Below are 26,484 nucleotides of genomic sequence, written 5' to 3' on the forward strand. Positions count from 1 at the left end.
CGCAGGATCCTGGAAAAGTCGGTCAGCGCGGGGGTTTTTTCTTGCGGGAGTAGCTCAGCTGGTAGAGCACTACCTTGCCAAGGTAGATGTCGCGAGTTCGAATCTCGTCTCCCGCTCCATCTCTACCCCCCTTCTTTCGAAGGGGGGGCTTTTTGTCTTCGTGCCAACTGGGGTTCCAAGGTTTCTGCTGCCCTGCTTGACTGGCGAACGGTCAAAGCGGGGTAAAGCAAAAGTCCACCTTCAACTGAAGGTGGACTTTTGCTTCTGGTGCCGAGAACGGGACTTGAACCCGCACGCCTTGCGGCGACCGATTTTAAGTCGGTTGCGTCTACCATTCCGCCATCCCGGCGCATCTGCCCTGTTAGGGCCTGCACAGTATAGAGAAATCCCCGCCGGGTAGGGCGGGGATCTGTGGTGGAGGTGGGCGGAGTCGAACCGCCGTCCAAGAGTCCGTTCAGCGTGCGTCTACGTGTGTATCCCACTGTTTGGTTGTCGGGGCCGCGCTCACCAGTGGGCGGGTTTTCGCGGACCTTATCTCTGCTTGCTTTCGCCTTTGGCTACAGAGCGTTGCCTGGGCTAGCCTTCTTTTGGTTCAGTTCGCGCGGCGCCAAAGGCCGGGCTTCGCGGTCACTGTCTCACTTAAGCAGCGAGAGCGTAGTTCTGGTTGCCAGTTAATGGCTTTGCCGTAGTTTTACGAGGCCAACGGCACCTCGACACGCAACATCGCCTGCAGTTCCCCTGTCGAAACCGGGTCACCCCCAGCGCGCCGAATTCCTTCAGCCCACACAGTGTAGCAACATTCGCTGACGAAAAGTTGACCGGCCACACGTTGCTGCTGTGCTGGCCTTTACTTCCGCTTTCATCAGTGCCGCCGGAACTGGCCGTTGAAATTCCGCCACTGCTTCTGGCCAAAGGCATATACGGGGTGGGTCCAGCGGCCAGCCACCACGCCCTCACGTAAGGCGGCCAGCAACTGCTCCGGGGTCTGTACGGTGCGAAAGGGCGTTTCTACCCAGGCTTCGCCGATGTCCCGCAGCGTGTGGGCGTCACTGCCGGCGCAGACAGGGAGGTGACGCTCGTGGGCCCAGGCTTCAGCCACGCGGTTCCAATGGTGGCGCGAGAGGCGGGAATTGAACACTTCCACGATATCCACCTGGTCGGCAATGCGCGCGGTGGCCTCGGGCCGCAGGCGGTGGCGTTTCAGGGGGTCGAAGCCATGTTGCAGCAGCACCAGCCCCCCCTGGGCCTTGATGGCCTGCACCGTGTCTTCTGGAGAGAGCTGCGGGGGAATGCGCTCTTGCAGAAACAGCCCAATCAGTTCGCCCTCGCGGGTGGTGATTTCCTCGCCGGCAATCACGCTCAGGCGGTCATCCAGGCCCAGGTCGCGCACGATGGCCTGCAGGGCTGGCCCACCCCGGTACTGGTCATGATCGGTCACGGCCAGCACCCGGGTGTTCGTGCGCAGCATCCAGCCGGGAATGTCGCGCAGCGGCGTTTTGCAGTCCGGGCTCACCTCGGTGTGGCTGTGCAGGTCCACGCGCATCACCTGCACGCCCCGCCGCCAGACGATGTTGTTCTGCAGGCTTGAAGCCGGCCGGTGGGCCCAGCCCAGGGCAGCACCCAGCCGGTCTTGCAGGGCATGCACTGCGGCCACAGGCCACGCGCGGCGCAGGGGCGCCTGCCGGGGGGATTCAGGGTGGGGCGGCGGCAGAGGTGGGCCGGGCGGCATCAGCCCTCTCCCTGTTCGGGTACCAGCACCTGCAGGGCCCCGGGCCACGCCTCCACCTGCACGGTGCCTGTCACGCCCGGCATGGGGGGCCGCACCTCGGCGTCAATATGAAAGGCCTGGCCACTGTAAGGAATCTCCACCACCGCCGCGCGGCTGCTTTCCACGCTGGACAGGGCCTCGAACTCATCCCGGGCCAGTGCGGCGAGGTAAGCCAGCAGGCCCTCGCGTCCCTCGGCGTCAATGCGGACCACATCCAGCAGGCCGTCGCCCGGATCGGCGTGGGTGGCCAGCCGCAGGCGGGGGCCCGTGGCGCGCGTGTTCATCACTTCCAGCAGGGCAAAGGCCGTTTCGGGCGTTGGCTGGCCGTCCACGGTCAAACTCACGGGCGGCGGGTCAAAACTGGTCAGGGCGGTGGCCAGGGCCTGCACGGCGCGCAGGGGGCTTTTGCCAGATTCAGGGTCATATTCGGCCAGCACATCTGCAAAGGCGCCGCAGCCGCAGGCTTCCAGAAACAGGTCCTGCCCCCAGGGGCCCGTGACCCGGCCCAGGTCGAAGGGTTGCACCCGGGCGGCTGCGTACGAAGCCAGAATGTCCAGCGGCTGGCCCTGAATGCCCAGCGTGCGCGCCACATTGTTGGCCGTGCCCATGGGGACAATGCCCAGCACCACCCCGGCCCGCCCTGCCAGTTCCAGCGCGACGGCCCGCACCGTGCCGTCGCCGCCCGCCACAAACACAGGGCCTTGCGCGCTGTCCAGCGCCTCTTTCAGTTCATGCTCGGAGCTGGTGGCGCGGCATACGGGCCGGAAGCCAAGGCCGTGCAGCACGCCCACCAGGTCCTCGGGGGTGCAGTGGCCGCTGCCGCCAGCATTCGTGTTGTAAATCAGGGTCGCGTGGCCCCGGTCTGGCTGGGTGGGGGGTGCGCCGGTGACTGCGGTCATACCGTCACTGTAGACAGCCGGTCCGGCGCTTGCCTTGAGCAAACCGTGGGAGAAGGCGGCAGTTCAGATGGTCAGTTGAGGCGAGGCAGGGCCAGCGAGTGCCGTAAGCTGGGCTCTGCACTGGAGGGGCCCCACGCAGCAGACCTTTGCGGCGCCCAGGAATGACAAGAGCAATCCCTATTCAACGGTCAATGCTGCACCGAAAGGGCAGTTCTGCAAGCCGTACTCGCCGCAGGAATTGAGCAACGGTACGATGCGCCTGGACCTGCTGAAAGCGCAGGCCGGATGAACCATCGTGGGCCTGAAGTTTGGCCGAGAGGTGGAAGCCCTCTGGCGCCAGTAGCTGGCGGGAGGGAAAGACCAGCGCGTCACCATCACGAAAGAGAGGTACCCTGCTATCTACCAGTCGTTTGTGACGGCTGAGGCCAACAAGAATGTGGCCTTTTTGATCTCAAGCCGGATCGCTGCGGGGCTTTCATCCGGGGAGCTCCCCAGAAAGGGTGGCGTTTACGACATCCGGCGCCTGGTTCCTGCTGACGAGCTGCGAGAATACGTCTCGATGCTTCGCTACAACAAAGAAGATGGTGCGGCAGGCAATCTGGCTGGTAACTTCACCTCTGGCAGCGACTTCGGCAAAGATACGCGCAGTGTGTCTGGTGAGGCCCACCTCAAATTTCTGACGAACAAGAGTGTGCAGATCAAACTGGTGCTGAAGATAACCGTGAATGACGCCATTGATCTTTGTCCTGGCCAGCCCGGAGACAAAGCCGAATAACTGCTGACTGTTCCTTTGAGTCGGCTGGAGAAGTCAGGCTTTGCCGGTGATGTGGCATTTTCGATCACCTATCCGTATTCCTCGACGGAATTGAAGAGGATATGAAACGCTGGAGCCTCCTCTTGCTTCTCTCGGCCTGCGGCGCCGCATCACCGCTCCGGGCTCAGTGGATAGAAGAAGAGTTTGGTGGGACTCTGGCTAATGTGGCCTGCCGGGGGGAATCCCCTGAGAGCTACGTGGTCTGCACCTTTGACAACACGGAAAAATTCAGATCGTTCCTTTCGGAGAATGCGCGAACAAAAAGGGTCAGCCTGCTGGGTCTGGGGTACCGCAAAATACTGGCTGAGCTGACGGAGGACGACCTGAGCGACTCTGCCACTCTGAGCTACGGCTGCCGGGCAAAGGATTTGAATCAGGCAGGGGCAGCGTGGGTGATCGTCTACCCGAAGATCGTGTTGTTCCAGCGACATTTGGCGCCAGAGGCGGCTCCACATTTTCACCTGTTGCTGGGCCAGAGCCGCGCCTGTCTTCTGGCCTTTCCTCGGGGTTGACCGGCTCCTGCACCTTCAGCAATCCCTGAGCAAAAGCACCCGCAGACGCGCGCAGCCTGTACCCTCTAGGCATGACGCGGAACCTGTGGCTGAGGTGGCTGCTGAGCGGCCTGACGGTGCTGACCCTGGCGGCCTGTGCGCCCGGTGGCGAGGCAGACGACGACGATAACGGCACCGTGACTGAGCAGAGCGACGACGATTGACCCCTCTCCCCGGCCAGAGCGCCGGGGTTTTTCATGCTGGAGTTGCAGCCCACGAGACCCCCGGTTCAGTTCAGGCTGTCGGGGTGGCGCCCCTGAACGCGGTCTTCCCTGGACAGGGCCACCCAGTCCTCGTAGGCCAGCGCGGGCAGCAGGGCAAAGCTGCCCAGGAACAGTGAGGCCACGGCGCCGGGTACACGCGCACGGGTCTGCCCGGTCAGAGCCAGAAACAGGGCGCCCAGGGTAGACAGCGCGCCAATGTCCATGAACATCACCCGGGCGAAGGGGCTGCGCTGCAGCGTTTGCCGTGTTCCCAGGTCGCCAGGACGGCGGCGGCCCACGGCGGCCGTGAGCACCAGCAGGAGCCACAAGCTCAGGTACAGGCGCAGCCGGGCAGGCGAGGGCGAACGGTACTCATCCAGGGGCATGGCCCAGCGTACCCCGGTGGCGCGGTAGGCTGGGGCAGAGATTTCATGCCCGTGTTCCTGCCCCAGCCCAGAGGAGGCCCTGTCTGAGCGCCCAGCGGCCCGCCACCCTGATCTACAACCCGCGTGCGGGCAGCAGCCACCGTGCGCCGCCGGGGGCCCTGTGTCAGGCGCTCCATGACGCGGCGTTTGCCGTCACCCTGCATGTCACTGCCCACCCGGAGCTGCTGGGCCCGCTGCTCGCCCAGACCAGTGGCACCATCTTTCTGGCCGGGGGCGACGGCACCCTGCGGGCCGGGGCGCTGCATCTGCTGGGGCGCCCGGACGTTACGCTGGGGGTGTTGCCTATGGGCACCGCCAACAACGTGGCCCGCGCCCTGAACGTACAGGGCGACCCGCTGGCCGCCGCGCGGCGCTTCGGGCAGGCCCGGCCCAGCCCCTTCGATGTGGGGCGCATCCGGGGGTCCTGGGGCGAGGATTATTTTCTGGAAGCCTGTGGCTGCGGCCTGTTCGCGGACATTCTGGACGATTACGGGCCCCATCTGGCCAAGAGCCCGGTGCGCGCCCTGGGGTCGGCCCTGGAAGCCTTTGCCATGCACCAGCCGCTGGGCCTGCACGTAACGGTGGATGGCCGCCCGGTGCCCAGTCCGCCCGTGGCCGTGCTGGAGGTCATGAACACCCCCAGCACCGGCAACGGCCTGCACCTGGCGCCGCACGCCCGGGTGGATGACGGCCTGCTGAACCTGGTGCGGGTGGACGGCCTGCGCCGGGCCCCCATGCTCACCTACGCCCACGCCCTGCGCCGGGGCACCTTTCACCAGCTGCCCAGCGTGCATTCGGCACCCGGGCGCCGCTTCGTGATTGCCGACCAGGGGCAGGTGTGGCACCTGGACACAGAACTCCGCCGGAGCGCAGTGCCCGGCGGAGTGGTGGAGGTGGAGGTGGTCCCCGGGGCGCTGCGGCTGCTGCGCGCCCCGGATCAAGCTGGGTGAAAGCCAGCCTCTACCCGCACTTGCTGTAGCCGCAGGCCTGGCACTTCAGGCAACCTTCCTCGCGGATCACGGCCTTTTCCTCGCACACCGGGCAGCGTTCGCGGGCCATGCCGTCCACGCTGACGCCGGCGGGCGCCGGGCTTGGGGCCACGGCGTCGGTGCTGCCACCGGCCAGGGGCGGCAACTGCGCCCCCTCCATATCCTTCTGGAAGGTTTCCAGGGCCACGGCGATCAGGTCGGCCTTGCTGCCCACGAGGCGGCCGTTGTAGCTGCCGTACAGGCCGCCGTTGATGCCACGCAGAGTCTTGATGATGGCCTGGGCAGGGACACCGTGCTGCAGGGCAATGGACACCACGCGGCCCAGCGCCTCGCTGTCGGCGTTGGCCTCGTCGCCTGCGCGGCCGGAAATGACCATGACCTCCACGGGTTTGCCGTTCAGCTGGTTCACCGTGACCAGGAACGACCGGCGGTGCCCGCTGGTGGGGTCGGTGAGTTTGACCATATCGGTGATGCCGCTCAGGCGGGTGGGGCGCTCGTACTGGGGTTTGCTGGGCATGGCGCTCCTGGCGGCCGGGGCGGGGACAGCAGGCAGCGCGAGGGCCGGGGCAGCGGGCGCTGGGGTCTCGCCCTGCTCGCCCATCACCTCGGCGGCGGCCTGGGCGGGTTGCTCGGTGCTCTCCTTCTTTTTCTTGCTGGTAGACAGCACCTGAAACTGCCGTGAGCCGTCGCGGTACACCGTGATGCCCTTGCAGCCGGTGGTGTACGCCTCGCTGTAGGCGTCCTGCACGTCCTGCACTGTGGCCTCGTTGGGCAGGTTGATGGTCTTGGACAGGCTGTTGGCCGCGTAGCCTTCGGCGTCAAAGGCGCGCTGCACGGCCCCCTGCATCCGCACATGGTCTGCGGGTTTGATGTCGTGGGCGCACACGAACACCTGCTGCAGGGCTTCGGGGATAAAGGGCAGGCCCACCACCGAGCCGTGGTTCTCGCTGACCGCCTCGGTTACCTTGTCCCAGTCCCATCCCGGGCGCGTCTCGTTCCCGGCGCCGTTGCCGTCCTTGCCCATGCCCTGGGGGGCGGGGTAGGTTTCAAGCAGTTCCACGAACAGCGGGGCCAGCAGCGCGCGGTACTCGCTGCCGATCTTGCGCCAGATAAAGGGGCTGAAGATGGGCTCGATGCCGCTGCTCACACCCATCAGCATGGAGGTGGTGCCGGTGGGGGCCACGGTCAGCACCGCCACGTTGCGCCGGGGGGCGTGGGGAATCTGGCCCTCGTGACGGGTATAGACGGGGTAGATGCCGCGCTCCTGGCCCAGGCGCTCGCTCTCGGCCACCGCTTCCTCGCGCAGGGCACTCATGATGTCGTAAATGGTGTCGCGGCCCGCCTCGCTGTCGTAGCGCAGGCCCAGCTTGATCAGGGCGTCGGCCAGGCCCATCACGCCCAGGCCCAGGCGGCGCAGGTCCTGACTGGCCACCCGGTTGTCTTCCAGGGCGAACACGTTCACGTCCAGCACGTCGTCCAGAAAGCGCACGCAGGTGCGGACATCGGCACGGAAGGTGGCGTAGTCAAAGGCGCTGCCCTTCACGTACGCCGCGAGGTTGATGGCGCCCAGATCGCAGGGCTCGCCCACCGTGAGGGGGATCTCGCCGCAGTTGTGTGCCTTGATGCCGTTGGCGTCAAAGGCATGCACCTGCTGGACGGTTACGTCGTACACCGCTTCCTCGCCATCGGGCTGAATGCTCACGATTTCATCGCTGAAGCGTTCGCGGTTGAGGTTACGTGTGTAGGTGCTCAGTGCTTGGGCCAGGCGCCCGGCCTTGTGTGCGTCGCGGAAGTTCACGACCTGCATGAAGGTGCGCAGGTTGCTGCCACTGATCACCAGCTCGTGCTGGGCGCGCGTGGCGTACTCGGCATGCCCGCCCTGCCCGTCAGGAAGGAGCTTCAGGCCCTCGGGGCGCCGCTCGGGGTAGAGGGTGCTCAGGATGCCCAGGCGTGCCAGCATGCGCTGGGCCCGCTTCAAGAGCGGCAGATCAGACTGGGCCAGACGAACGCTCACGCCCTTGCGCTGGTCACCCTGGACGCTGCCGTCTGCGTCAAAAAGGCCCTGGAGCACGCCGCGGTACAGTTCATAGCCGCCTTGTTCGATCTGGTCGGTCAAGGTCTTGTGGCCGGGGGTCACACCGTACCGGGCGGCCAATTCGGCCAGGGCCTCGCTGCTGAGGCGCACCCGCGCGCGGACCTCGTCGTTGCTGCGCCACAGCTTCTTGACCGCACCCATTTTGGCCAGCAGTTCCTGTGCGGCGTCCGCCATGACGTGACGGGTCTCACCCCAGAACCCCAGGGCCGCCATGGGCCGGGCCTTGTCGGTCTGGAAGGTGCCGTCTCCAATCAGATTGCCCAGCAGCCAGCCCTCGCTGCGGTTGCCCACCCCCGCCCATGGGGTCACGTCCCGGTGGTCACTGAGCATGATGCGGTCCCCAGGCACGAGGGTGCCTGTTTCCACCCAGGCGGTGTCCTGCACGTCGCGTGTCTGGCTCACCACTTTCAGCAGCTGGTGGTTGTCGGTCAGCCGCAGTTCGTAGCCACGGCGCGTGGTGACCCTGAGCACGGGTTTGACCCCGGTCAACCAGAAGCCGCCCTGCGCGCTGTACGACTGACCGTCGACCACAGCGCAGAAGTCCTTGCCAATCAGTTGGCTCACCTGCCGTGCACCCATGGCGGTGCTGACCCAGGTGTCGGCGGTCACGCAGGGATTCGTGCTGCGGATCTGGTAGCGCTCGCCCAGGTTCTTCAGCGCCGAATATTCGTTGATGCGGTCCACGAAGATCAGCCCCGGCTCACCCGTGCTCCAGGCATGCTGGGCAATCTGGTCCCACAACCAGCGCGCGGGAATGCCGCTCTGGCCTTTTTTCAGGGCGTAGACCGGCACGCCCTGGGCGTCGTCCTCTGCGCGCACGGGCAGTTCGGGCCACTCGCCTTTAAAGGCCCCGGTCTGCGGCGCGAGGTAATACTTGCCCGGCACTTCCTGCGCCTGCACCGGCCACAGGCCGCCCTGCTGCAGGGTGTCCCAGAAGGCCGTGCTCACCAGAATGGAGATGTTGAACGTGGAGATGTCCCCCTCGGCGGCCTCGCGGTCCAGGTCCTTGGCAGTCAGGAAGTCCAGCACGTCGGGGTGGCCGATGGAGATGGTGGCCATCCCCGCCCCACGTCTCGTTCCTCCCTGCCTCACCACCCGCAGCACGGGCGAATACACGAAGCGCAGGGTGTTGACCGGCCCGCTGGTCTCGGCGCCCCGGTTGGCCCACTCCAGGAAGTTGTCGAAGATTTCCAGCAGGAAACTGACCGGGCCGCTGGATGTACCGCCCGAGCCCCTGATGGGCGCGCCTTCCGGGCGCATGGTGCTCAGGTCAATGCGGGGTTCCAGACCCAGCTTGGCGTCGTCGGCCACCTTGCGCGCGGCGTCAATGATGCCGCCCATATCGTCGGGCACGGTCTGCACGCCTTCGGGCAGGGCGGCCACCACCGCCACTCCGTTGGCGCGGGCCAGCGCCACTATCTCGGGCCGGATGACCTGACCGTAGACCACGCGGGTCCAGTTGCGCACGGCCACCGGCTGCTTGTCGCCGTCGGGCTGGGTGGGCGGGCGCATCAGGCCCTCAATAAAGTCGGTTACGTCCGCGTGGGCGGCGCTCATGTAGGCCCAGCCGCGCACGCCAGCGTCGGGGCGACTGCCCTGGGCGCGCGGGGTGTACACATCCAGATTCACGCCGTTGCCGCCGCCCACCTTGGTCACCAGGGCCAGCTTCCTGGCCACTTCCATCACGCCTTCAAAAGAACTGGGCGCGTGCTCGGTGGCCCCCTGCACAAAGCAGTTGAGCACGTTGCCGTGGGCGGTACCCGCTCCGGCCAGCACCCGCCCGCCAGGGCAGAACTTCTTCTCGGCCATCAGGTCAAAGTACTGCTGGGCCCAGTGGGCCCGCGCCTCGGGCGCCTCTGCGCCGGCCACCCAGGTGGCAATCCGGCGGAACATCCCGCCCAGGTCGCCGTCGCCGGCCTGCAGATACTGCCGCTTGGCGATGTGATGGGCGTTCTCGTCGAAGTTGGTCAGGGTGGGCGCAGTGGGGATGGTCATAGAGCTCCTTGCAGGCAATTTCGAGACAAGCCCAGAGACATGCCGCCGAAAACTCAGCGGAATGCAGGGGGCAACGACTTGTTTTTGCTGCGTGAACTGTAACACGCAGAACAAGAGCGAAGGTACTACATCTTGTGCCCTGCATGTTGAGTGCTCCAAGATACGGCACCCACAACTGCGCCTTTCCCGTGTTCCAGACAGTCAAAAGTCTTCGGCCTGTTCTTGAGTCGCCAGTCCCTTATGCATCTCAGTGCCGCTCGGGTTTGGCCTCTCGCTCCATCAGCTGAGCCAGGCCCTCCTGCGGTGTCCATTTGCCCTGCGTCACTCTGGCCACTGCCCGAACAATCGGCAGGTCGTGACCGTGGGCGGTAGCCCAGGCGTCCAGCAGGCCGGCGGTGCGCAGGCCTTCCACCACCTTGCCGCCCTGTCCCGGGTGCTCGCCGCGCGCCATCGCCTCTCCGGCGGCGCGGTTGCGGCTGTGCCGGCTGGTGGCGGTGGCCACCAGATCGCCCAGACCGCTCAGGCCATACACGGTGTCCTCGTGGGCACCCTCGGCCTTCAGGTACCGGCCCATCTCGCGCAGTCCCCGGGTGATGATCGCCGCCTTGGCGTTGTCGCCCAGATTCAGGCCGTCGGCCAGACCGGCCGCCACGGCCATGACGTTTTTCAGTACGCCACCCAGTTCCACGCCCGTTTCGTCCTCGCTGGTGTACACCCGCAGGGCCGGGGTCATCAGGGCCGCCTGGACCATGCGGGCAAAGCCGCTGTCGCGGCTGGCGACCACGGTGGCCGCCGGCAAGCCACGCCCCACCTCCTCGGCATGGTTGGGTCCGCTGAGCACCGCCACGCGCGAGAAGCCCAGCTGCCGGGCCAGCACGGTCAGCTGACTGCCATCCGGGGCCAGTCCCTTGGCACACAGCACAACCCCCAGCGAGCGGGGCAGCGCCGCCAGCAGGTCCGGTACCCCTACACTGGGCACCACCACCAGGGCAAAAGCCGCGTCGCCCAGTGCCTCGCCCAGATGGGCCGTGACTTCCAGGTGCCCGGGCAGAGTGACCCCGGGCAGGTACTCGGCATTGACCCGCTCGGCCCGCAGTCGCCCGGCAAAGTCGGCGCGGCGGGCCCACAGGGTCACTGGGCCGTTGCGGCTGGCATTGACCGCCAGAGCCGTGCCCCAGCCGCCTGCCCCCAGCACCGGCAGAGCGCTCATGGGCGGCCCCCAGTCGCCCAGGCAAAGACCCACACCCGGGGCGTGTCGGCGGTGGGCGGCGCGTAATCCGGGTATTCCACAATGTCCCAGCGGGCGAACCCAGCGCTGGCCAGCAGCGGCTCCAGATCGGCCGGATCGTAGCCGCGCTCCTGATGAACCTCGATAAATTCCTCGCCGTCCACCCGGCACAGGGCCTGCACCACGCCCAGCGCTGTGGCTGCATCAAAGTGGTGGGACCAGTGGTAATGCACCTCGCCGCCGCCGGGCAGGGGGGCCAGCCCTTCAATCGCGCCGCCGTCCCACAGGTCCTGCACCCCCAGGCGGGTGTTCACATCAAAGGCCAGCAGGCCGCCGGGCCGCAGGTGGGTGCAGGCACGGGCCAGGGCGGCACCCAGGTCGGCCGGGGTGAGCAGGTTGTTCAGGCTGTCAAAGACACAGGTCACCAGGTCGAAGCGCTGGGCCAGGTCGAAGGTGCGCAGGTCGCCCTGCACAAAGGTCAGGTCTGGCAGGCGGCGCCGGGCCTCGGTCAGCATGTCGGCGCTGCCGTCCAGGCCCGTGACGGTCCAGCCCGCCTTTTGCAGTTCATGGGTAAAGCCGCCGGTGCCGCAGGCCAGGTCCAGGGCGCGCCCTGTGCGGGGCAGGCCACCGTCCCGGGCGTAGGTCAGCACGAAGTCGGCCCAGTGGTCGTACTCCACATCCGCCATGATGGCGTCGTACACGGCGGCCAACGCGGTAAAGGGCGGCTGCTGCATGAATGGAAGTATAAGCCCCGCCCCGGCCAGGGTTTCCCTGCCCCCAGTGGGGCGGCGTGCCTTGCCCGGGCTGCGCCCGGTGTTCAGGGGTGAAGGGCCCGTGAGGCGAGCGGCAAGGGAAGGCGGCTGGTGCCCGGGGGCTGTCCTCACCTACGGTAAACAGGTCAAGCTCACCCAACTTCCGGAGGACCCCCCATGAAGCATCTGCTGATCGCTGCCGCCCTCGGTTCCCTCACCCTCAGTGCCTGCACGCTGGCGGGCAACCCAGTCAAGAAGGACGTGACCGGCCAGCTGCGCGGCTTCAACGCCAACCAGAATCTGGGCCTGGCCATCGTGGGTTTCAACAATGGCCAGTACACCGCCGACGGCACCCAGAGCCAGGTGATTGACAAGTTCCTGACCGGGGGCTTCGCGCTGGATCTGCCCACCAATCTGCCCTATGGCACCTACCGAGTCATTGTGTTCCGAGATGCCAACAGCAACAACCGCTATGACACGGGCGACGCGGTGCTCAGCGCCGACAACGGCAAGCGGCTGGTGTATGCCCAGCGCGACAACCAGTTTGTGGGCGGCACGAAGGCGGGCTGGAATCTGGTGAATCCAAACGGCAACGTGCAGACCACGCTGCTCAACAATTACGACCTGAACGCGCTGTAAGGACAGAAGAGAGAAAGGGAGGCTTGATCGGCCTCCCCTTCTTTATTGCTTTTACTGCTGAATCAACGCTTCCAGGTGGGCCTGCCGGGCGCTCAGTTCCTGTTCGGAAACCACCGGTTTGCCGGCAGTGACTGTAATCTCGCCCAGGGGCACCCAGCTGACACACCCCAGCATCTCGGGAGTTTCAGGCAGGGCGAGCGGTGGGGTCAAGGGCCGAACGCGCAGCAGCAGGGCGTGGACCCAGGGGCGGTTGCGGTAATGAAAGCGCCGCTCAATGGCCGCCGCCGTCAGGGCCTGCAGGGGCTCCAGCCGGAGTGCCGTCTCCAGCAACTCGATCTTATGGACGGCCACCACCTCAGCCAGCGCTGGCAGATGGATGGTTCCAGGCTGAGGGTCATTCCGCAGGAGCGGCTGGCAGTGCGGTTGCAACTCGGCCGCGTTCTGGTGCAGGAAGGTGGGGTAGAGGAGGAAGGAGCGGTGTTCCACCTCGAACCCATCGTGCGTCTCCATAATCCCGCCCTTCCGGATGAGGAGGGAGAGGCGGCCCTGAGTGAGGAGCTGGGTCTGGGTGTCCCATTCTTTGAGAGAGGAGATATTCATCCTTGAGCTCTAATCTTCACCCATTTGGCTCTTGTTCCCGAAGCGAGAGCAATTCCCATACATAACCAAGCCAAAGGAGCAAATCGAATAATTTCAGGCCATGTGAAAAGATAACATGCGTAAGCTAGTAAACCAGCCGAGATGCCCGTAACATCCGATTTTGCCTGAAGTATCCCCATAATAAGCACAGTCAGGAACAATACACTAGCTGGTACGCCAAATGTTAGGGCATAGTCTAAATATTCGTTGTGGACCTTATTAATAGAGAGGTAGAGGAGCTCCTTTCTCCCATCTGTATGTCGAATCAAGAAGCCTGGAGGCTGCTCCGGCGTTTGCTGTAGACGTTTAATAACTTGGACATTTACAAGTCCATTGCTGGCCATTAAGACCTGACTTGGTTGTGTAGCCATGAAACGCCAGAGGGCAGGTGGCCCCCATCCAGTCAAAGGCTTCTGGGAAATGCCTCCTATAGCTGAGATCCAGAGGAGACTTCGACCACTGCTGTCCCCCAAAGCTTGGGTGTCACCTTCGCCGGAGATAGAAAGATTCCGCCCCTCCGTGGGGCCTAATGCCGCAGTGAAGGCGAATAGGGTCATGCCAACGATCAAGGGACGCAGCACAAGCTTTTGCCGGGAGAGGGAGTCCCAGACGAGGAGCCAGACCAAACTTATTCCACCTGCTAGCCAAGCGCCTCTTGTCCAACAACCCAACCAAGCCCATGTGATCAGGACGACAGCCGCACTTAACCACTTCTGCTGTCCGGGCGAGCATCTTGATAAAGCCCAGAGAATTAGAGGTAACACTAGGGCTAATGCACCTGCCATGTAACCCCTGTTGCCAAGGGTTCCACCAAAGAGAGTCGCGCTCACCCCTTGAACGGCGCCTTCACCGGGCACCCCAAGGAAACCCCACTGCTGCAAAATGTTAGTGAGCGCTAGAAGAGAAGCACCTGCAGCAAGAGCTCGGGAAAAGCTGAGAGTGACCGGAATTGTTCCGCAGGCTTTTGTCCAGGTTATACCTGATATAGCCACAACTATGTACACGAGATGCATCAGCACGCCATCTGCCCTATCGGCTGTCCCCAACCACATGAAGTGGTCACGATGGATAACCAGCGCGCTAAATATCAGCCAGCTAGCTAGAGCCAAAAGTAGCCAGGAAGCCGTGCTATGGCGTAACCTGCCGTGGCCAAATATTACTGTGACAGCAGCTGGAAGAACAACTCCGTATACCCACCAGAGTTTCGGTTGGAGATAAATGTCGTCGAATGAGAGGGTAACCACTGGATTAATCAGAAGTGGTAGGGCCACAAGCGCAAAAACAAGAAGATGAGTTGAAGGATGCGAAAAAGATTGGACGGTCATGGAAAATTTGTCCCGCCTACGCCCGTAGACGAAAATGGTGTTGCCCCTATAGAGTTAGTTGTTACATTGGTGGGAGTAACGGTTATAGTAGCCGAGCCTCTTTTATCCCATATATCAAATGTATATGTATAACTCAAACTGTTTGTTGAGGAACGATCTTTAAAGTATATATTTTGATTACGACAAGATTGGTCTAAATTTCCTTTCAATTCTAAAACAGCAGCTGGCTCTCCCGAGAAATTTAAATATGTTTTATCGTCTACAAATGATATTGCCTGTGCGGTTTGCAGACTTTTCGCGCACATTATTGCTCCAGTATCGTAAGAGCGTTTTTGTGAGGATATAAGGTTTGGGAGCATAATAATCGCCAATACGCCAATAATGGCTATAGCTATTAATAGTTCTATTAATGTAAAACCAGACTTCATGTATTGCATATGTCACCAACTTATAACAAGAAAGCGGAGATCTCTCTCCGCTTTCTTTTGATCGACATTCAGAAAATTAGCTACCAGTCAGTGCGCTTGGGGTAACAGTGTAGGTTTTGGTGCCACGAGTGTCGCGGACCGTCATTGTGTACGAGGCAGCATCAGGCGTTCCAACAGTAGCAATGACAATCTTCGCCTGCGAGCAGCCAGCACTAATACCGTCAATTCCAGTGGCAGGCGTTGTGGTGACCGCGGTAGCGTCCTCGGCCTTCGAAGCAGAGAAGTAGAGCTGCTTGTCAATCTGATAAGTAGCTTGAGCAGTCTGAAGGCTCTTCGCACAGGATTGCGCAGCCGTATCATATGCGCGTTTCTGTGCGCCCAGCAGGTTGGGGATCAGCACGGCGGCCAGGATGCCGATGATAGCAATAACGATCAGCAGCTCGATCAGGGTGAAGCCTTGGGTCGTGTTCTTCATGGTGCTCTCCTGGGTGCGGCGGGCCGGTTAAGGGATAGATGGGCCGGGCCCCGCCTGCGTATGGCAGATGGCCGGTGTCGGGTGTCTCCCGTCCTGGCTTAGCGACCAGTGTAGGCAGCCAGTTCTCACAGGAGTCTTACCAGAATGCAAGCCAATAAACGTTTCGACCTTGAAGCGTCAAGCGAAAAAAAAGCCTCTCTACGCGGAGATTTCGCTTTCATCCCGTTGATCAGGCTTTGTAAGACTTGGGCCCCCCGCATGCGGGTGATATGCTGGCGGGCAGTTCAGCCGGGTGGCCCTGCTCCCCGGCGAATGGGCGCGCTGCTCAGGCCGCCCCCGATTTCATCAAGAACATGGACACGTGCGCAGGTCTCAGGGGCAAGCGCCCCGGACCGGCGGCGCGCGTGGGCCAGAGGAGAGGCTTTTGGAACTCACGCCGCGCGTTCCGCCGCACAGCAACGACGCTGAAATCAGCGTGCTGGGCAGCATTTTGCTGGACAACGACACCCTGGGGCAGCTGGGCGACACGGTTACGCCCGAGATGTTTTACCGGGAGTCGCACCGCAAGATCTTCACGGCCATGCGTACCCTGCAGGAGCGGGGTGAGCCGGTGGACCTCGTGACCCTCAGCGAAGATCTGCGGGTGAAGGGGCAGCTGGACGAGGTGGGCGGCCTGACCTACCTGATTGGCCTGTCCGATCAGGTGCCCACCGCTGCCTACGCCGAGCACTACGCGCGCATCGTGCAGGAGAAACATACCCTGCGCGCACTGATCAGTGCGTCCGGCAAGGCGATGCAACTGGCCTATGAGGCGCAACTGCCCCTGGAAGACCTGCTGGACCGCGCCGAGAAGATGATTTTCGAGGTGGCCGAGCAGAAGAAGAAGGGCGAAGCCTATCAGGCCATGAACGAGGTGGTGACCGAAACTTTCGAGTACATCACCCTGCTGCACCAGAACAAGGGCATTCCCGACGGCGTGAGCAGTGGCTTCCGGGATTTGGACGAGCAGATTTCGGGCCTGCAGAAGGGCAGCCTGAATGTGCTGGCGGCGCGCCCTAGCATGGGGAAAACTGCCTTCGCTCTCTCCATCGCCCAGAACGTGGCGCTGCGCGGCGAGAAGACTGTGGCCGTGTTCAGTCTGGAAATGCCGGCCGTGCAACTGGCCCTGCGCATGCTGTGCAGCGAGGCGCGGGTGGATATGAACCGCATCCGCTCCGGGCAGCTCAACGAGCGCGATTTCGAGCGGCTGGCCCACGCCGCTGGCCGCCTGGCCGACGCACCCATGATCATTGACGACGAGCCCGATCTGACCCTGAACAACCTGCGCAGCAAGCTGCGGCGCATTGCCGCGCAGCATGGCCAGCTGGGGCTGGTGGTGATTGACTACCTGCAGCTGATGTCGGGCGGCAAGAGTTCAGGCGGCAGCGACAACCGCCAGCAGGAAATCAGCACCATCTCGCGCGGCCTCAAGGGGCTGGCGCGTGAAATGGAGGTGCCGGTGATTGTGCTCTCGCAGCTCTCGCGCGCCGTGGAGCAGCGGCCCAACCACCGCCCCATGCTCTCGGACCTGCGCGAGTCGGGCGCCATTGAGCAGGACGCCGACATCGTGATGTTCATCTACCGCGACGAGTACTACAACAAGGAAACGGACCAGCAGGGCATTGCCGAGATCATCATCGGCAAGCAGCGTAACGGCCCGGTCGGCACGGTGCGGCTGCAGTTCCACAGCGCCCACGTGCGCTTCAACGATCTGGCCCCGGAGGGCGTGTGATGCCGGACGAACAGAACAAGGCAGGGGGCGCGGGGCAGCGGCGCCGGCGCCGGCGCCGGGGTGCGCCCCAGCAGGCCCGGCCCGGCCAGGTCACGACCACCACCGCCACGCCGGTGCCCGCCGCCCCCAGCAAGCGCGGCCAGAAGCGCCCGCTGGCCGAGCCCCGAATTGGCGTGGGCTGCATCGTGCTGCGCGGCGACGAGATTCTGCTGGTGCGTGAACGGGGCCGCTGGTCACTGCCCAAGGGCGGCCTGGAAGCCGGCGAACTGGTGCAGGACGGCGCCCGGCGTGAAACCTTCGAGGAAACCGGCCTGGTCGTCGAGCTGCGCGACCTTGCCTTTATCGTGGAATTTCAGGCTGTGACCTGGGGCCACCACCTGCAGTTCTTCTACACGGGGCGTGAAGTGGGCGGCAAGCTGGAGCCGCGTGACCCGGACCGCGACGTGCAGGAGGCCCGCTTCGTGCCCATCCGGCAACTGCGCGAATTTATTCGCTTCCGGCCGCGCCTTGTGGCCCTGGAAACCTGGCTGCGCGAACGCCGGCCGCGCCACTTTGTGTTCAACCTGGACAAGGAGCCGGCCATGCTGCGCAAGCGGCGCCGGGTGGGAGAGCCCTCGCCGGGCACGCCGCCCCCCGAAGCCGAACTGAACGGCGAACCGGATTTGTAGGACGCCCTGGAGGGCGCGGGTGCCTTGGCCTCCGCGCCTTTCTGTTGCATCCATAATCTGCTAGTATCAGAATATGAAGCGTCTGTTACGCCATGAGGCCGATCCGCTGCCGGCCAGCGGACGCGGCTACGAGCACGTCTGTCCGCGTTGTGGGCAGGGCATGACCCTGCACGATCTGCGCGATGGGGATCAGGCGTACTGGTGTCATCCTTGCGGGGCCGGGCACCGCGCCAGTGATCCGCCGCCGGCTGCCCTGCGGCTTCTGCCGCGCGCAGGCTAAGTCGCTCGCTGTTGATCTTTAGATCAAGCGAGCGGGCTGGAACAGCTGCGCCGCAGAGCGAGTCTCGGAAAAAGGACCTTGCACCGGGCGTGGAGACTGTGTGGTGCTCTCCTGAACAGTCGCACCATGAGGGGCAACGTCCTTAAGCCAGGGGCCACCCGCCCCCGGCGCTGGCCCAGCAGCGCGGCTCCGCTATGCTGAAGGCCATGACTTCGTTTTCCACCCCCATGGTGTCCCGCTCCGCCGCGCCCGCGCCGCTGGCGGGGCAGGTGATTGCGGTCACCGGGGCCGACCAGGGCTACGGGCGCGTGGCCAGTGCGGCGCTGGCCCACGCCGGGGCCAGTGTGGTGCTCATTGGCAACAACAGCGAGACGCTGGCGGTGGCCGCCAGTCAGCTGGAACACGCGGGCGGCCACGCCATTCCCATCAAGGCCGATGTGGGTGTGCCGCTGGACTGGCTGAGCGCCCAGACCCGGATTCTGGACATCTACGGCGCGCTGCACGGCATTGTGCACACCGCCGACAAGCGCGCGCACACCGAGTTCACCATGCTGGGTGAGAACGAGTGGATGGACCTGTTTAACTGCAACGTGAAAAGCAGTGTGGCTATAGCGCAGATTCTGCGCCGCCGCCTGCCAGAGACGTGGCTCACGATCATCGGCCCGCATCTGGACGAGCGGGGGTTGCAGGTCCACCCGCAGCGGGGGGCCATTCGCGGACTGGTGGCGCACGCCCACGCCGAGGAGCTGCGCCTGAACCTGCTGCTGCCTGCACGCGCCAGCAGCGGCGAGGAGCCCCTGGACCGGCCGCTGGCCGCCGCCGTGCTGGCGCTGGCCAGCCCGGAATTGAGCCACCTGCGCGGCAACGTGCTGGAAATCCCGCTGCCAGAGATTCCCCGCGTGCGCCCGGAAGGCCGGTAGGGCCATGAGGTGCCCTTACTGCTCGGCCCCCGAAAGCAAGGTGGTCAATTCGCGCCCCAGTGACGACGGCGCCAGTATTCGCCGCCGCCGCGAGTGCCTGAACTGTGCGCGGCGCTTTACCACCTACGAACGCGCACAGTTGGAGCCGCTGATGGTGGTCAAGCGCAGCGGCCCCCGGGAAGCCTTTAACCCCGACAAACTGCTGCGCGGCCTGACCCTGGCCAGCGAGAAGCGCCCGGTGGACGGTGACGCCCTGCGCGCCTTTGCCTACGGCTTTGAGGACGACGTGCAGGCCGCCGAGATTCGCAGTGAGGAAATTGGCCGCCGCGCCATGACCTTTCTGCGTCCGCTGGACGACGTGGCCTATATTCGCTTTGCCAGCGTGTACCGCGACTTCGATTCGCTGGAGCGCTTCATCGAAGAGATCCGGGGCCTGAAAGACGAGGGGTAGGTGGGGGGAAACGCCCGGGTTTGGCGCTCCCCATGCCCACCTCCTGGACCAGGCTGGAGGCGCTGCACCTACGTGCGGCTGGGCCCCCCAGCCGAGGCCGGACGGGGAAAGGCCGGGGTTTCGTTGGCAGGCGTGTGGCCGCGCACGCCTTGCAGGTGAACGCGAATCTGGGCGAAATCGGCTTCCAGGTTGCCGGTGGGGGTCACGTACCCCACGATCCCCACGCGGCGGCGGCCCCAGTCCAGCACCGTGACCGCAATGGGCACCTGGGCTTCGAGCGCCATGTAATAAAACCCCGTCTTCCAGTAGTCGCCCCGGCTGCGGGTGCCCTCGGGGGCAATGGCCAGCATGATCTCGTCCTCGCGCTCGATGATGCCCACCACCGCGTCCACAAAGTTGCCGCCCGCGCGGCGCCGGTCCAGGGCCAGGCCGCCCGCCGCCCGCATGAACACACCTACCGGAAAGAAGAACAGCTCCCGCTTGGCCACAAAACGCGCGGGGGCGCGGGTGGCCCAGGTCCAGAAGATGCCGGGCCAGAAGTCTGCGTTGTGGGTGTGCGGCGCCACCGCGCCCACACATTTGAGACCGGGCGGGGGGGCCAGCACCGCTTCCCAGCCCATCAGGCGCAGGGCCCACACCGCGAGGCGTGAACCGAATGTGGGTTGCCGTCCGGGCCACAGAGGAGACATGGCCCCGAAGTATAGGCAAGGCGCGCGCCCTGGCGCTCCGGGGTGGGACGCGGTTCAGAGGGCGCGGCCCGGCCTTGCTGGCCGGCGGCCGATCTACCGTCCGTGCCGGGTCAGGCGCCAGAGGGTCACCGCGTTGCTGATCAGCAGCAGCAGGCACAGCAGCGCCATGGGCCACTGACCTGTCTGCACGAAGCGGAAGGTCAGCAGGGCCCAGCCAATCACCAGGGCTGTGACCAGCCACACTCGCCACGCGGGCGCGTTCATCGCAAAGACCTCATGGAAGCAGCGTACCGGCTTCCGGGCAGGCCAGGCGTCCCGCCCCTGTGCCCGGACCCTTACAGAATGCGCTGGCCCAGCAGGCTGGCAGCCATACCCACCATGGCCTCGGCGGTCTGGTTGTGGGTGTCCAGTATGGGGTTCACCTCCACGATGTCCATGCTGGTCACGCGCCCGGATTCCGAGAGCAGTTCCATCAGCAGGTGGCCCTCGCGGTAGGTCAGGCCGCCGGGCACGGGGGTGCCCACCCCGGGGCACACGGCCGGGTCCAGTGCGTCGGCATCAAAGGACACGTGCAGGCCCTGCACGCCGCTCAGGCGCTCCAGGGTTTCCTCGTGGATCCGGGTGATGCCCAGCTGGTCCACGTCTTTCATGGTGTACGCCTTGATACCGGCCTCGCGCAGCAGTTCGCGTTCGTGGGTGTCCACGCTGCGAATGCCAATCATCACGATGTCCTCGGGGCGCATGTGCCACCCGCCGCCCAGGCCGGTCAGGCGCGTGTCGCCCCGGCCCGTCAGGTGCGCCACCGGCATGCCGTGAATGTTGCCGCTGGGGCTGCTGTCGGGGGTGTTGTAATCGGTGTGGGCGTCCACCCAGATCAGGCCCAGGCGCCCGCCACCGGGGGCCAGGCGCAGGGCGTTGCCGGTGACGGTGCCCATGCTCACGCTGTGGTCGCCGCCCATGGTCAGCGGAAACACGTCCGGTGCCAGGGCCGCCACGCGCTCGGCAGCGGCGCGGCAGGCCTCCTGGATGGGGGTCAGGAACACCAGCCCGCCCTCGGTCAGCTTGTCCACCGACTCGGGCAGGGCCACCCCCACGTCGCCCAGGTCCGTCACGGTATGCCCCAGCGCCCGCAGCGCCCGCGCGAGGTGGGCGTTGCGCAGGGCCGAGGGCCCCATGTCCACGCCGCGCCGCCCCGCGCCCAGATCCATTGGAATGCCCAGAAGTGCCACGTTCATGCTGCCCAGCCTAAGCGCTGCCCGGCGCTATGCCTTGCGCGTGCAAGTTTATGGCCCTTCCAGCGGCGCTGACACGCCCGGGGCAGCGCGGCAGCTGAATATTCATGCCTCTCCAGCCGGAGCCTTGCTGGCCTGCCGCTCTGCCTGGCGTCACGCCTGGCCCGCCGGGCTGACCACAGGGTCAGCGCCCACCCGTGCAGCGGCCCGTCCTCGGGGTCAAGGCTCGGGCCCGTGACGGTGAAGTCCAGTTTCTCCAGCGCCCGGGCACTGGCCGGGTGACCCACGGCGGTCAGGGCGGTCACGGTTGACACGCCACGTACCGCCAGGGGCAGGGGATCGCCGGGCCACTCGGCGGCCAACTGCACTGCGTGTTCACCATCCGGCAGAGCCAGGGGCAGAGAAAAGGGCGCGCCCTACAGGCGCCCCTTGACCAGAGTTCGGTTCGGCAGCGGCAGGTCCAGGCGGGGGCCAGGAAAGGCAGACATGGGCCCCCTTGGCGCGGCCGGGGCACGCCACCGCTGCCTGCAGGGGGTAGACTGGGCGCTCAGTTTCTGTGCTGTGCCGGGCCACCGGGCCCCCCTGCTGTCATGACCCACGCCGCCCTGCCTCCGACCCCCGCGCCCCGGCTGGGCAAGCGGCTGATGCTGCTGGCCGATCAGGTGCATCCCTTCGTGTACCGCGACGCCTTTCCGCAGGGGGTGCCGGCGGTGGACGCGGTGCTGGCCGCGGGCGACCTGCCCGGCTACTACCTGGAATTCCTGGCCACCAAACTCACCGTGCCGGTGATTTACGTGCATGGCAACCACGCCAATGAACTGGTGAGCGAGGGCGAGGGCCGCGTGGCCCCGCGCGGCGTGATTGACGCCCATGGCCGAGTGGTGGAGGAAGCGGGGCTGCGGGTGGCCGGCTGGGGCGGGGTGCCGCGCTACCGCAAGGACGGCGAGGGGCAGTACAGCGCCGCGCAGGCGCGCTGGGGACTGGGCCGCCTGGCCTGGCAGAGCCGCCGGGGCGTGGACGTGTTGCTGACCCACGCCCCGCCCACCGGGCCGCACGCCGGAGCCGATTATGCCCACCGGGGTTGCGGGGCCATTGCCGCGTTCATGGTGCGGCGGCGCCCGGCGGTGGTGGTGCACGGCCACATCCACGAGTACGAGGGCCGCAAGCTGGAATACACCGACCCGGCCAGCGGCGCGCGGGTGCTCAATGCTTACGGGTACCGGGTGGTGGAGGTCTGAGACGGCCGCCGGTCCTGCTCGGTGCGGCAGCGGTTCAGGGTCAAGCGGACAGGCACAGCGGCGCACAAAGCTGGCAGGAGAAGGGTGCGCCTCCGAACGTGAAGTTGACACAGCAGCTCTTCTCCCATGGGTCACCGGACCACCCGGCAGCCGTATGACGTGCGCAGAGGAAAGAGGGTGAGCGCAGAGGCCTGACTGGGGCGCTGCCAACCTGATGAGAAGGGGTGGCCAAGGGGTGGCCCCTGTCCTCCCGCCTGCGCCATTTCGCTTAAGGTCTGCTGTAGAAGCGGCACATGCACCCGCCAACCCCCCGGCCCATACTGGCGTCGGTCTGGTGAGGCTGCCCCCTCCTGCGGGGGCGGAGACCAAGAGGGAGACGCCCACCTCTTCACCAACGGGCGCGCGAGCGGGCCACGGCCACCGCGGGGGTTCAAGTCCCTCCACCCGCCCCACCTTAAATCGCTGTTCCTTCCGGCGCCCCAGTCCTGCCCTGGGCGCCGGCTTCTTTCTGCAGCCTCTAGGATGCGGGCGTGTCTGACCTGCCCTGCGCCCCCACGAACGCCGCGCGCCTGCGTGAATTTCATCTGGCCCTGGGTGAGGCGGCGCCCACGCAGCCGGTGGTGCCCTCCCGCGCCCTGCTGGCGCTGCGGCGCACCCTGATTGCCGAGGAAGCGGCTGAAGTTGAAGGCGAGTGGGCGGCCCTGGACGCCCGCCTGCAGGCCGGCGAGGCGCTGGCCCCCAGCGACCTGGCCCTGCTGGCCCACGAACTGGCGGACCTGCTGTATGTCACCTACGGCGCCCTGGACCGCCTGGGCATCGATGCCGACGCAGTGTTTGCCGAGGTGCACCGCGCCAACATGGCCAAACTCTCGGGCCCCCGCCGCGCCGATGGCAAGCTGCTCAAGCCGCCGGGCTGGCAACCGGCCAATGTGCGCGGCGTGCTGGCCCGGCAGAAAGGCTGAAGAGTTGCGCCGGGTGTGCCTGGGCCCACTCAAGAAGTCGCCCACCGCGTCAGGCAGCCTGACGCGGTGGGCGGTGACCTCCCGGGGATTACAGGGGCCGGTTCAGAACGGCGTTTCTTCCTCGGTGCGGGCAGGGCGGGCGGCCGGAGGCGTGGGGCGCGGCGCGGCCGGGCGGGGGCCCTGGGGGGCCGGCTGGCCCTGGGCGCGGCCGCCGGGCACGGCGTAGCGCTCCTGGCGCTTGCCGCCCCGGAAGATGGCCAGCGTCACGTATTCAAACTCGCCGTCCGATTTCTCGCGCACATGCTCGGGGTCGGTGCTCTTGGCGCCGCGTGAGTACTTGACGGCGGCCGGCAGCTTCATCTTGCGGCTGTCCACCGCTTCCAGTTCGCGGCGGCGGTAGGCATGGCCCTTATGGATGATCAGGTCCTCGCCCTCGGGGCTGGTCCACTTGCGCGCGCCAATCAGGGTCCAGTCGAAATCCGGCTCATTGTCCAGCGGAAACTGATAGCCCCCGGTAGGAATGTCGCCGCTGGTCCAGCCCAGGCGGCCATACTGGCGCTGAACATCCAGCAGTTTGTCGGCCGTCTCCACATCAACGGTCACCCGGGCACCCAGGTCGGTGGTGAATTCAATATGCAGCATCCTGCCTCCTTATGTAAATAACATAACATAGAAAGGGCGTTCTGGCTAGCAAGAGGCTGGCGGCTGGGCGGGGGTGAGCACGTAGAAAGCGCGTTCGCCGTCACGGGCCAGATCGGTGACCTCGTAGCCGCTGGCCAGGGCCGTGCCCAGGGCTTCGCGCAGCGCCAGCCGCCACGCCCGGCGCAGGGCAGGGGAGAGGGTCTCGGCGTGCAGGGGCACTTCGGCCAAGCACACGGGCGCGCCTGCCCCAGGGCGAAGCGGCCCGGGCGCCTCGCCCTGCGCTTCCAGCAGCCGCGCTCCCTGGGGTGGTGGCGCGGGCCGGGGAGGCTGGGGCCGGGTCAGGTCCCATTCCACCAGCAGACGGTCGGCGGGAAAGGCGCGGTCGCGGTCAGCGTCCAGGGCGTACCAGTCAGGCAGATAGGTGCGGGCCCGCGCGCCCAGCTTGCCCAGGTTCAGCCGGGCGTTGCGCGCCACCAGAGGATCAAAGGTCCAGGTCATGCGCTCCAGGCCCTGGCCCAGCACCCGTTCACGCTGGGCATATTTGAGCGTCAGTGCCAGGCCGCTGCCCCGGCAGGCCGGGTCCAGGGCCAGCAGGTGCGAGTGGTGCCACACCTCGCCCCCCCGCAGCGCCGGAAAACCAAAGGCCAGGCCCACCGGCCGCTGGGGCTGGCCTTCGGGGTAGGCCCCAAGCACCACCCCGCCACTCACGGCGCTGATGCGAAAAAGGGTGCCCGGCGTCACCTCGCGGTCGGTATAGCCCCAGGCCGCCACCTGCACCTCTTCCAGGGCGCGAAAGGCCCAGGGGTCTGTCACCTCCTGAATGACGAAGCCGGGCGGCGCCGTGACCATCAGGGGCGCCGCTCCTCGTGCAGTTCGGCCACGCGGGCCAGAAAGTCGCGGTTCAGGGTCACGCCGGTGCCGGGCCCGCTGGGAACGGGCATCAGGCCCCCCTGCGCCTCCAACGGTTCGTGAATCACATCGGTCTCCCAGTAGCGGCTGGCGCTGCTGGTGTCGCCGGGCAGCGCGAAGTTCGGCAGGGTAGAAAGGTGAATATTGTGCGCGCGCCCCACGCCACTTTCCAGCATGCCGCCGCACCACACCGGGGCGCCGAACGCCTGCGCCACGTCATGCACCCGCCGCGCCTCGGCGTGGCCGCCCACCCGGGCCACCTTGATATTGACCACCCCGCCAGCGCCCAGTGCCAGGGCCTTGCGGGCGTCCTGGGCACTCGCCACGCTCTCGTCCAGGCACAGGGGCGTGCGCAGGCGGCGCTGCAACTCGGCGTGATCCACCAGATCGTCCCAGGCCAGCGGCTGTTCGATATAGGTCAGGTCAAAGGCGTCCAGGGCCCGCAGGCGCCCCGTGTCGGCCAGGGTATAGGCGCTGTTGGCATCTACCGTCAGGCGGATGTCGGAAAACGCCTCCCGCACCGCCCGCACTGGCTGTACATCCCAGCCGGGTTTAATCTTCAGCTTGATGCGGCGGTAGCCCTGCTCGACGTGGCGGCGTACCACGGCCACGGTGGCGGCCTCGTCCGGCTGAATCCCCAGGCTTACGCCCACCTCCACACTGGTCTTGCGACCCCCCAGCAGCGTGCCCAGCGGCACGTTCAGCGTGCGGGCCCACAGGTCCCAGGCGGCCATCTCCACCATGGCGCGCGCCATGCGGTTGCCCCGGAAGGCCCCCAGGGCGTCATTGACGGCCTCGGGGTTGGCGAAGGTGCGTCCCAGCACCCGTGGCAAAAAGACCTCGCGCAGCAGGTGCAGGGCGCCGGCCACCGTTTCCTCGCGGTACATGGGCGCAAACTCCATGGTGCCCTCGGCCACGCCCTCTATGCCCTCGCCGCGCAGCGCCAGCAGGGGCACCAGTTTCTCAGTCTGAACCCCGAAACTGGTCTCGAACCGGAACTTCAGGGGCAAGCGCACCACCCACAGTTCTGCCGCCTCAATTCTGAACATGCCCCAGTATGCTCGCCTGCCGCCGGGCAAAGCCTGTGCAGCACGCGTCCGGTTTTGTCTCAACAGAACCGCAGGGGCCAGGGGTTGACAGAAGGTCCAGGGGCCTGTATCTTTTCTGAGCCTCAAGCGAGGCGAGGTGCATGACAAGGCAGAAGAAGAGCGTACAGGGCGATCCGACAGGATCGTGTGAGCAGACATCCCCCCGGATGTCTCCAGATTCACGAAGAGCAGTCCGCTCGCGGACTGCGAAAAGAAGCCCGAGAGGGCAAGCCAAGCGCAAGCGAGGCATCAGACTGTATCAATTGACTTCGGTCAGTGATAACCATTTTTTGGAGAGTTTGATCCTGGCTCAGGGTGAACGCTGGCGGCGTGCTTAAGACATGCAAGTCGAACGGGCTCTTCGGAGCTAGTGGCGCACGGGTGAGTAACGCGTAACTGACCTACCCCA

28 protein-coding genes, 2 tRNA genes, 1 rRNA gene and 1 other RNA gene are annotated in these 26,484 nt (G+C 65.6%); 14 read left to right on the forward strand and 18 right to left on the reverse strand.

What is annotated here, in order from left to right; genetic code table 11:
- Positions 1-43 precede the first annotated feature (43 nt).
- Positions 44-119: transfer RNA gene (locus tag C8263_RS17145), tRNA-Gly, on the forward strand.
- Positions 120-265: 146 nt separating this feature from the next.
- On the opposite strand, the gene C8263_RS17150 is transcribed toward C8263_RS17145, so the two are convergent.
- The 4 genes from C8263_RS17150 to C8263_RS17165 form a co-directional block, all read right to left on the reverse strand.
- A tRNA-Leu gene (locus C8263_RS17150) sits at positions 266-349 on the reverse strand.
- A gap of 63 nt (positions 350-412) precedes the next feature.
- Positions 413-760: a transfer-messenger RNA gene (ssrA, locus tag C8263_RS17155) on the reverse strand.
- A 102-nt stretch (positions 761-862) separates the two neighbouring features.
- Positions 863-1,543, reverse strand: a complete 681-nt coding sequence (locus C8263_RS17160; protein WP_199188442.1) for a PHP-associated domain-containing protein — start codon at positions 1,541-1,543, stop codon at positions 863-865.
- A gap of 185 nt (positions 1,544-1,728) precedes the next feature.
- On the reverse strand, positions 1,729-2,667 hold the full coding sequence (locus C8263_RS17165; RefSeq protein WP_107139357.1) for a diacylglycerol/lipid kinase family protein: 939 nt from the start codon (positions 2,665-2,667) through the stop codon (positions 1,729-1,731).
- A 412-nt stretch (positions 2,668-3,079) separates the two neighbouring features.
- Here C8263_RS17165 and C8263_RS19085 point away from each other — a divergent pair, with 412 nt between their 5' ends.
- The 3 genes from C8263_RS19085 to C8263_RS19855 all read left to right on the forward strand — a co-directional run bounded on the left by C8263_RS19085 (position 3,080) and on the right by C8263_RS19855 (position 4,196).
- Positions 3,080-3,442 carry a hypothetical protein gene (locus C8263_RS19085; protein WP_146160754.1) on the forward strand — a complete coding sequence of 121 codons (363 nt, stop codon included), beginning with the start codon at positions 3,080-3,082 and terminating at the stop codon, positions 3,440-3,442.
- Between the two features lie 101 nt (positions 3,443-3,543).
- On the forward strand, positions 3,544-3,993 hold the full coding sequence (locus C8263_RS17175) for a hypothetical protein (protein WP_107139359.1): 450 nt from the start codon (positions 3,544-3,546) through the stop codon (positions 3,991-3,993).
- A gap of 71 nt (positions 3,994-4,064) precedes the next feature.
- Positions 4,065-4,196 (forward strand): hypothetical protein, encoded by a 132-nt coding sequence (locus C8263_RS19855; protein WP_269845150.1) that lies wholly within the window; start codon positions 4,065-4,067, stop codon positions 4,194-4,196.
- 65 nt (positions 4,197-4,261) lie between these two features.
- On the opposite strand, the gene C8263_RS17180 is transcribed toward C8263_RS19855, so the two are convergent.
- Positions 4,262-4,621 (reverse strand): hypothetical protein, encoded by a 360-nt coding sequence (locus tag C8263_RS17180; RefSeq protein ID WP_199188440.1) that lies wholly within the window; start codon positions 4,619-4,621, stop codon positions 4,262-4,264.
- Between the two features lie 110 nt (positions 4,622-4,731).
- Here C8263_RS17180 and C8263_RS17185 point away from each other — a divergent pair, with 110 nt between their 5' ends.
- A complete protein-coding gene (locus tag C8263_RS17185) occupies positions 4,732-5,610 on the forward strand; it encodes a diacylglycerol/lipid kinase family protein (RefSeq protein ID WP_269845151.1) in 879 nt (292 codons plus the stop codon).
- Between the two features lie 10 nt (positions 5,611-5,620).
- Here the strand turns inward: C8263_RS17185 and C8263_RS17190 are convergent, their stop codons facing one another.
- The 3 genes from C8263_RS17190 to C8263_RS17200 all read right to left on the reverse strand — a co-directional run bounded on the left by C8263_RS17190 (position 5,621) and on the right by C8263_RS17200 (position 11,701).
- Positions 5,621-9,739 carry a ribonucleotide reductase barrel domain-containing protein gene (locus tag C8263_RS17190; RefSeq protein ID WP_107139361.1) on the reverse strand — a complete coding sequence of 1,373 codons (4,119 nt, stop codon included), beginning with the start codon at positions 9,737-9,739 and terminating at the stop codon, positions 5,621-5,623.
- Between the two features lie 247 nt (positions 9,740-9,986).
- Entirely contained in the window at positions 9,987-10,949 is a 963-nt protein-coding gene (locus C8263_RS17195; RefSeq protein ID WP_107139362.1) for an NAD(P)H-dependent glycerol-3-phosphate dehydrogenase, read from the reverse strand.
- On the reverse strand, positions 10,946-11,701 hold the full coding sequence (locus C8263_RS17200; RefSeq protein WP_107139363.1) for a class I SAM-dependent DNA methyltransferase: 756 nt from the start codon (positions 11,699-11,701) through the stop codon (positions 10,946-10,948). Before C8263_RS17200 ends, C8263_RS17195 begins: the two co-directional genes overlap by 4 nt.
- 195 nt (positions 11,702-11,896) lie before the next feature.
- Between C8263_RS17200 and C8263_RS17205 the strand changes: the two genes are divergently transcribed.
- Complete coding sequence (locus C8263_RS17205; protein WP_107139364.1) at positions 11,897-12,358, forward strand: hypothetical protein; 462 nt, start codon at positions 11,897-11,899, stop codon at positions 12,356-12,358.
- A 51-nt stretch (positions 12,359-12,409) separates the two neighbouring features.
- Here C8263_RS17205 and C8263_RS17210 read toward each other — a convergent pair whose 3' ends face one another.
- From C8263_RS17210 to C8263_RS17225, 4 genes are all read right to left on the reverse strand, one after another.
- Complete coding sequence (locus tag C8263_RS17210) at positions 12,410-12,958, reverse strand: DUF1802 family protein (RefSeq protein WP_107139365.1); 549 nt, start codon at positions 12,956-12,958, stop codon at positions 12,410-12,412.
- The gene (locus C8263_RS19865; protein ID WP_107139366.1) at positions 12,955-14,322 is read right to left on the reverse strand and encodes an O-antigen ligase family protein; all 1,368 of its coding nucleotides are present in this window, start codon (positions 14,320-14,322) and stop codon (positions 12,955-12,957) included. Before C8263_RS19865 ends, C8263_RS17210 begins: the two co-directional genes overlap by 4 nt.
- Positions 14,319-14,759: a prepilin-type N-terminal cleavage/methylation domain-containing protein gene (locus C8263_RS17220; protein WP_107139367.1), complete on the reverse strand. Its 441-nt coding sequence runs from the start codon at positions 14,757-14,759 to the stop codon at positions 14,319-14,321. The genes C8263_RS19865 and C8263_RS17220 overlap by 4 nt, the downstream gene beginning before the upstream one ends.
- Before the next feature lie 67 nt (positions 14,760-14,826).
- The gene (locus C8263_RS17225; protein WP_107139368.1) at positions 14,827-15,225 is read right to left on the reverse strand and encodes a type II secretion system protein; all 399 of its coding nucleotides are present in this window, start codon (positions 15,223-15,225) and stop codon (positions 14,827-14,829) included.
- Positions 15,226-15,649: 424 nt separating this feature from the next.
- On the opposite strand from C8263_RS17225, the gene dnaB reads away from it, so the two are divergent.
- The 5 genes from dnaB to nrdR all read left to right on the forward strand — a co-directional run bounded on the left by dnaB (position 15,650) and on the right by nrdR (position 19,315).
- The gene (gene dnaB, locus C8263_RS17230; protein WP_107139369.1) at positions 15,650-16,996 is read left to right on the forward strand and encodes a replicative DNA helicase; all 1,347 of its coding nucleotides are present in this window, start codon (positions 15,650-15,652) and stop codon (positions 16,994-16,996) included.
- The gene (locus C8263_RS17235; RefSeq protein ID WP_107139370.1) at positions 16,996-17,664 is read left to right on the forward strand and encodes an NUDIX domain-containing protein; all 669 of its coding nucleotides are present in this window, start codon (positions 16,996-16,998) and stop codon (positions 17,662-17,664) included. Before dnaB ends, C8263_RS17235 begins: the two co-directional genes overlap by 1 nt.
- A gap of 73 nt (positions 17,665-17,737) precedes the next feature.
- The gene (locus C8263_RS17240) at positions 17,738-17,944 is read left to right on the forward strand and encodes a hypothetical protein (RefSeq protein ID WP_107139371.1); all 207 of its coding nucleotides are present in this window, start codon (positions 17,738-17,740) and stop codon (positions 17,942-17,944) included.
- Between the two features lie 206 nt (positions 17,945-18,150).
- Entirely contained in the window at positions 18,151-18,864 is a 714-nt protein-coding gene (locus C8263_RS17245; protein WP_107139380.1) for an SDR family NAD(P)-dependent oxidoreductase, read from the forward strand.
- Between the two features lie 4 nt (positions 18,865-18,868).
- A complete protein-coding gene (gene nrdR, locus C8263_RS17250) occupies positions 18,869-19,315 on the forward strand; it encodes a transcriptional regulator NrdR (protein ID WP_107139372.1) in 447 nt (148 codons plus the stop codon).
- Between the two features lie 68 nt (positions 19,316-19,383).
- On the opposite strand, the gene C8263_RS17255 is transcribed toward nrdR, so the two are convergent.
- The 3 genes from C8263_RS17255 to rocF all read right to left on the reverse strand — a co-directional run bounded on the left by C8263_RS17255 (position 19,384) and on the right by rocF (position 21,239).
- The gene (locus C8263_RS17255) at positions 19,384-20,004 is read right to left on the reverse strand and encodes a 1-acyl-sn-glycerol-3-phosphate acyltransferase (RefSeq protein WP_107139373.1); all 621 of its coding nucleotides are present in this window, start codon (positions 20,002-20,004) and stop codon (positions 19,384-19,386) included.
- Positions 20,005-20,097: 93 nt separating this feature from the next.
- A complete protein-coding gene (locus C8263_RS19515) occupies positions 20,098-20,268 on the reverse strand; it encodes a hypothetical protein (protein WP_199188441.1) in 171 nt (56 codons plus the stop codon).
- 71 nt (positions 20,269-20,339) lie between these two features.
- A complete protein-coding gene (gene rocF / locus C8263_RS17260; protein WP_107139374.1) occupies positions 20,340-21,239 on the reverse strand; it encodes an arginase in 900 nt (299 codons plus the stop codon).
- 587 nt (positions 21,240-21,826) lie between these two features.
- Between rocF and C8263_RS17265 the strand changes: the two genes are divergently transcribed.
- Both C8263_RS17265 and C8263_RS17270 read left to right on the forward strand, forming a co-directional pair.
- Positions 21,827-22,474, forward strand: a complete 648-nt coding sequence (locus C8263_RS17265) for a metallophosphoesterase family protein (RefSeq protein WP_233218889.1) — start codon at positions 21,827-21,829, stop codon at positions 22,472-22,474.
- 530 nt (positions 22,475-23,004) lie between these two features.
- A complete protein-coding gene (locus tag C8263_RS17270; RefSeq protein WP_107139375.1) occupies positions 23,005-23,436 on the forward strand; it encodes a dUTP diphosphatase in 432 nt (143 codons plus the stop codon).
- A gap of 102 nt (positions 23,437-23,538) precedes the next feature.
- Here C8263_RS17270 and C8263_RS17275 read toward each other — a convergent pair whose 3' ends face one another.
- The 3 genes from C8263_RS17275 to menC are packed head-to-tail and all read right to left on the reverse strand — an operon-like array spanning position 23,539 to position 26,036.
- A complete protein-coding gene (locus C8263_RS17275) occupies positions 23,539-24,078 on the reverse strand; it encodes a single-stranded DNA-binding protein (RefSeq protein ID WP_107139376.1) in 540 nt (179 codons plus the stop codon).
- Positions 24,079-24,123: 45 nt separating this feature from the next.
- The gene (locus C8263_RS17280) at positions 24,124-24,927 is read right to left on the reverse strand and encodes an acyl-CoA acyltransferase (protein WP_107139377.1); all 804 of its coding nucleotides are present in this window, start codon (positions 24,925-24,927) and stop codon (positions 24,124-24,126) included.
- A complete protein-coding gene (gene menC / locus C8263_RS17285; RefSeq protein WP_107139378.1) occupies positions 24,927-26,036 on the reverse strand; it encodes an o-succinylbenzoate synthase in 1,110 nt (369 codons plus the stop codon). Before menC ends, C8263_RS17280 begins: the two co-directional genes overlap by 1 nt.
- 326 nt (positions 26,037-26,362) lie before the next feature.
- Between menC and C8263_RS17290 the strand changes: the two genes are divergently transcribed.
- Positions 26,363-26,484, forward strand: a 16S ribosomal RNA gene (locus C8263_RS17290); the annotation flags it as partial.

The organism is Deinococcus arcticus (genome assembly GCF_003028415.1).
GTDB lineage: Bacteria > Deinococcota > Deinococci > Deinococcales > Deinococcaceae > Deinococcus > Deinococcus arcticus.

Bases quoted from the DNA above. Each gene is read 5' to 3' on its own strand.
- C8263_RS17240 (WP_107139371.1), top strand. From the start codon at position 17,738: ATGAAGCGTCTGTTACGCCATGAGGCCGATCCGCTGCCGGCCAGCGGA.
- C8263_RS17200 (WP_107139363.1), bottom strand. From the start codon at position 11,701: ATGCAGCAGCCGCCCTTTACCGCGTTGGCCGCCGTGTACGACGCCATC.
- C8263_RS17235 (WP_107139370.1), top strand. From the start codon at position 16,996: ATGCCGGACGAACAGAACAAGGCAGGGGGCGCGGGGCAGCGGCGCCGG.
- menC (WP_107139378.1), bottom strand. From the start codon at position 26,036: ATGTTCAGAATTGAGGCGGCAGAACTGTGGGTGGTGCGCTTGCCCCTG.
- C8263_RS17225 (WP_107139368.1), bottom strand. From the start codon at position 15,225: ATGAAGAACACGACCCAAGGCTTCACCCTGATCGAGCTGCTGATCGTT.
- C8263_RS17205 (WP_107139364.1), top strand. From the start codon at position 11,897: ATGAAGCATCTGCTGATCGCTGCCGCCCTCGGTTCCCTCACCCTCAGT.
- nrdR (WP_107139372.1), top strand. From the start codon at position 18,869: ATGAGGTGCCCTTACTGCTCGGCCCCCGAAAGCAAGGTGGTCAATTCG.
- C8263_RS17265 (WP_233218889.1), top strand. From the start codon at position 21,827: ATGACCCACGCCGCCCTGCCTCCGACCCCCGCGCCCCGGCTGGGCAAG.
- C8263_RS17195 (WP_107139362.1), bottom strand. From the start codon at position 10,949: ATGAGCGCTCTGCCGGTGCTGGGGGCAGGCGGCTGGGGCACGGCTCTG.
- C8263_RS19865 (WP_107139366.1), bottom strand. From the start codon at position 14,322: ATGACCGTCCAATCTTTTTCGCATCCTTCAACTCATCTTCTTGTTTTT.
- C8263_RS17190 (WP_107139361.1), bottom strand. From the start codon at position 9,739: ATGACCATCCCCACTGCGCCCACCCTGACCAACTTCGACGAGAACGCC.
- C8263_RS17160 (WP_199188442.1), bottom strand. From the start codon at position 1,543: ATGCGCGTGGACCTGCACAGCCACACCGAGGTGAGCCCGGACTGCAAA.
- C8263_RS17165 (WP_107139357.1), bottom strand. From the start codon at position 2,667: ATGACCGCAGTCACCGGCGCACCCCCCACCCAGCCAGACCGGGGCCAC.
- C8263_RS17255 (WP_107139373.1), bottom strand. From the start codon at position 20,004: ATGTCTCCTCTGTGGCCCGGACGGCAACCCACATTCGGTTCACGCCTC.
- C8263_RS17210 (WP_107139365.1), bottom strand. From the start codon at position 12,958: ATGAATATCTCCTCTCTCAAAGAATGGGACACCCAGACCCAGCTCCTC.
- C8263_RS17280 (WP_107139377.1), bottom strand. From the start codon at position 24,927: ATGGTCACGGCGCCGCCCGGCTTCGTCATTCAGGAGGTGACAGACCCC.
- rocF (WP_107139374.1), bottom strand. From the start codon at position 21,239: ATGAACGTGGCACTTCTGGGCATTCCAATGGATCTGGGCGCGGGGCGG.
- C8263_RS19855 (WP_269845150.1), top strand. From the start codon at position 4,065: ATGACGCGGAACCTGTGGCTGAGGTGGCTGCTGAGCGGCCTGACGGTG.
- C8263_RS17245 (WP_107139380.1), top strand. From the start codon at position 18,151: ATGACTTCGTTTTCCACCCCCATGGTGTCCCGCTCCGCCGCGCCCGCG.
- C8263_RS19515 (WP_199188441.1), bottom strand. From the start codon at position 20,268: ATGAACGCGCCCGCGTGGCGAGTGTGGCTGGTCACAGCCCTGGTGATT.
- C8263_RS17275 (WP_107139376.1), bottom strand. From the start codon at position 24,078: ATGCTGCATATTGAATTCACCACCGACCTGGGTGCCCGGGTGACCGTT.
- C8263_RS17220 (WP_107139367.1), bottom strand. From the start codon at position 14,759: ATGCAATACATGAAGTCTGGTTTTACATTAATAGAACTATTAATAGCT.
- C8263_RS17175 (WP_107139359.1), top strand. From the start codon at position 3,544: ATGAAACGCTGGAGCCTCCTCTTGCTTCTCTCGGCCTGCGGCGCCGCA.
- C8263_RS17180 (WP_199188440.1), bottom strand. From the start codon at position 4,621: ATGCCCCTGGATGAGTACCGTTCGCCCTCGCCTGCCCGGCTGCGCCTG.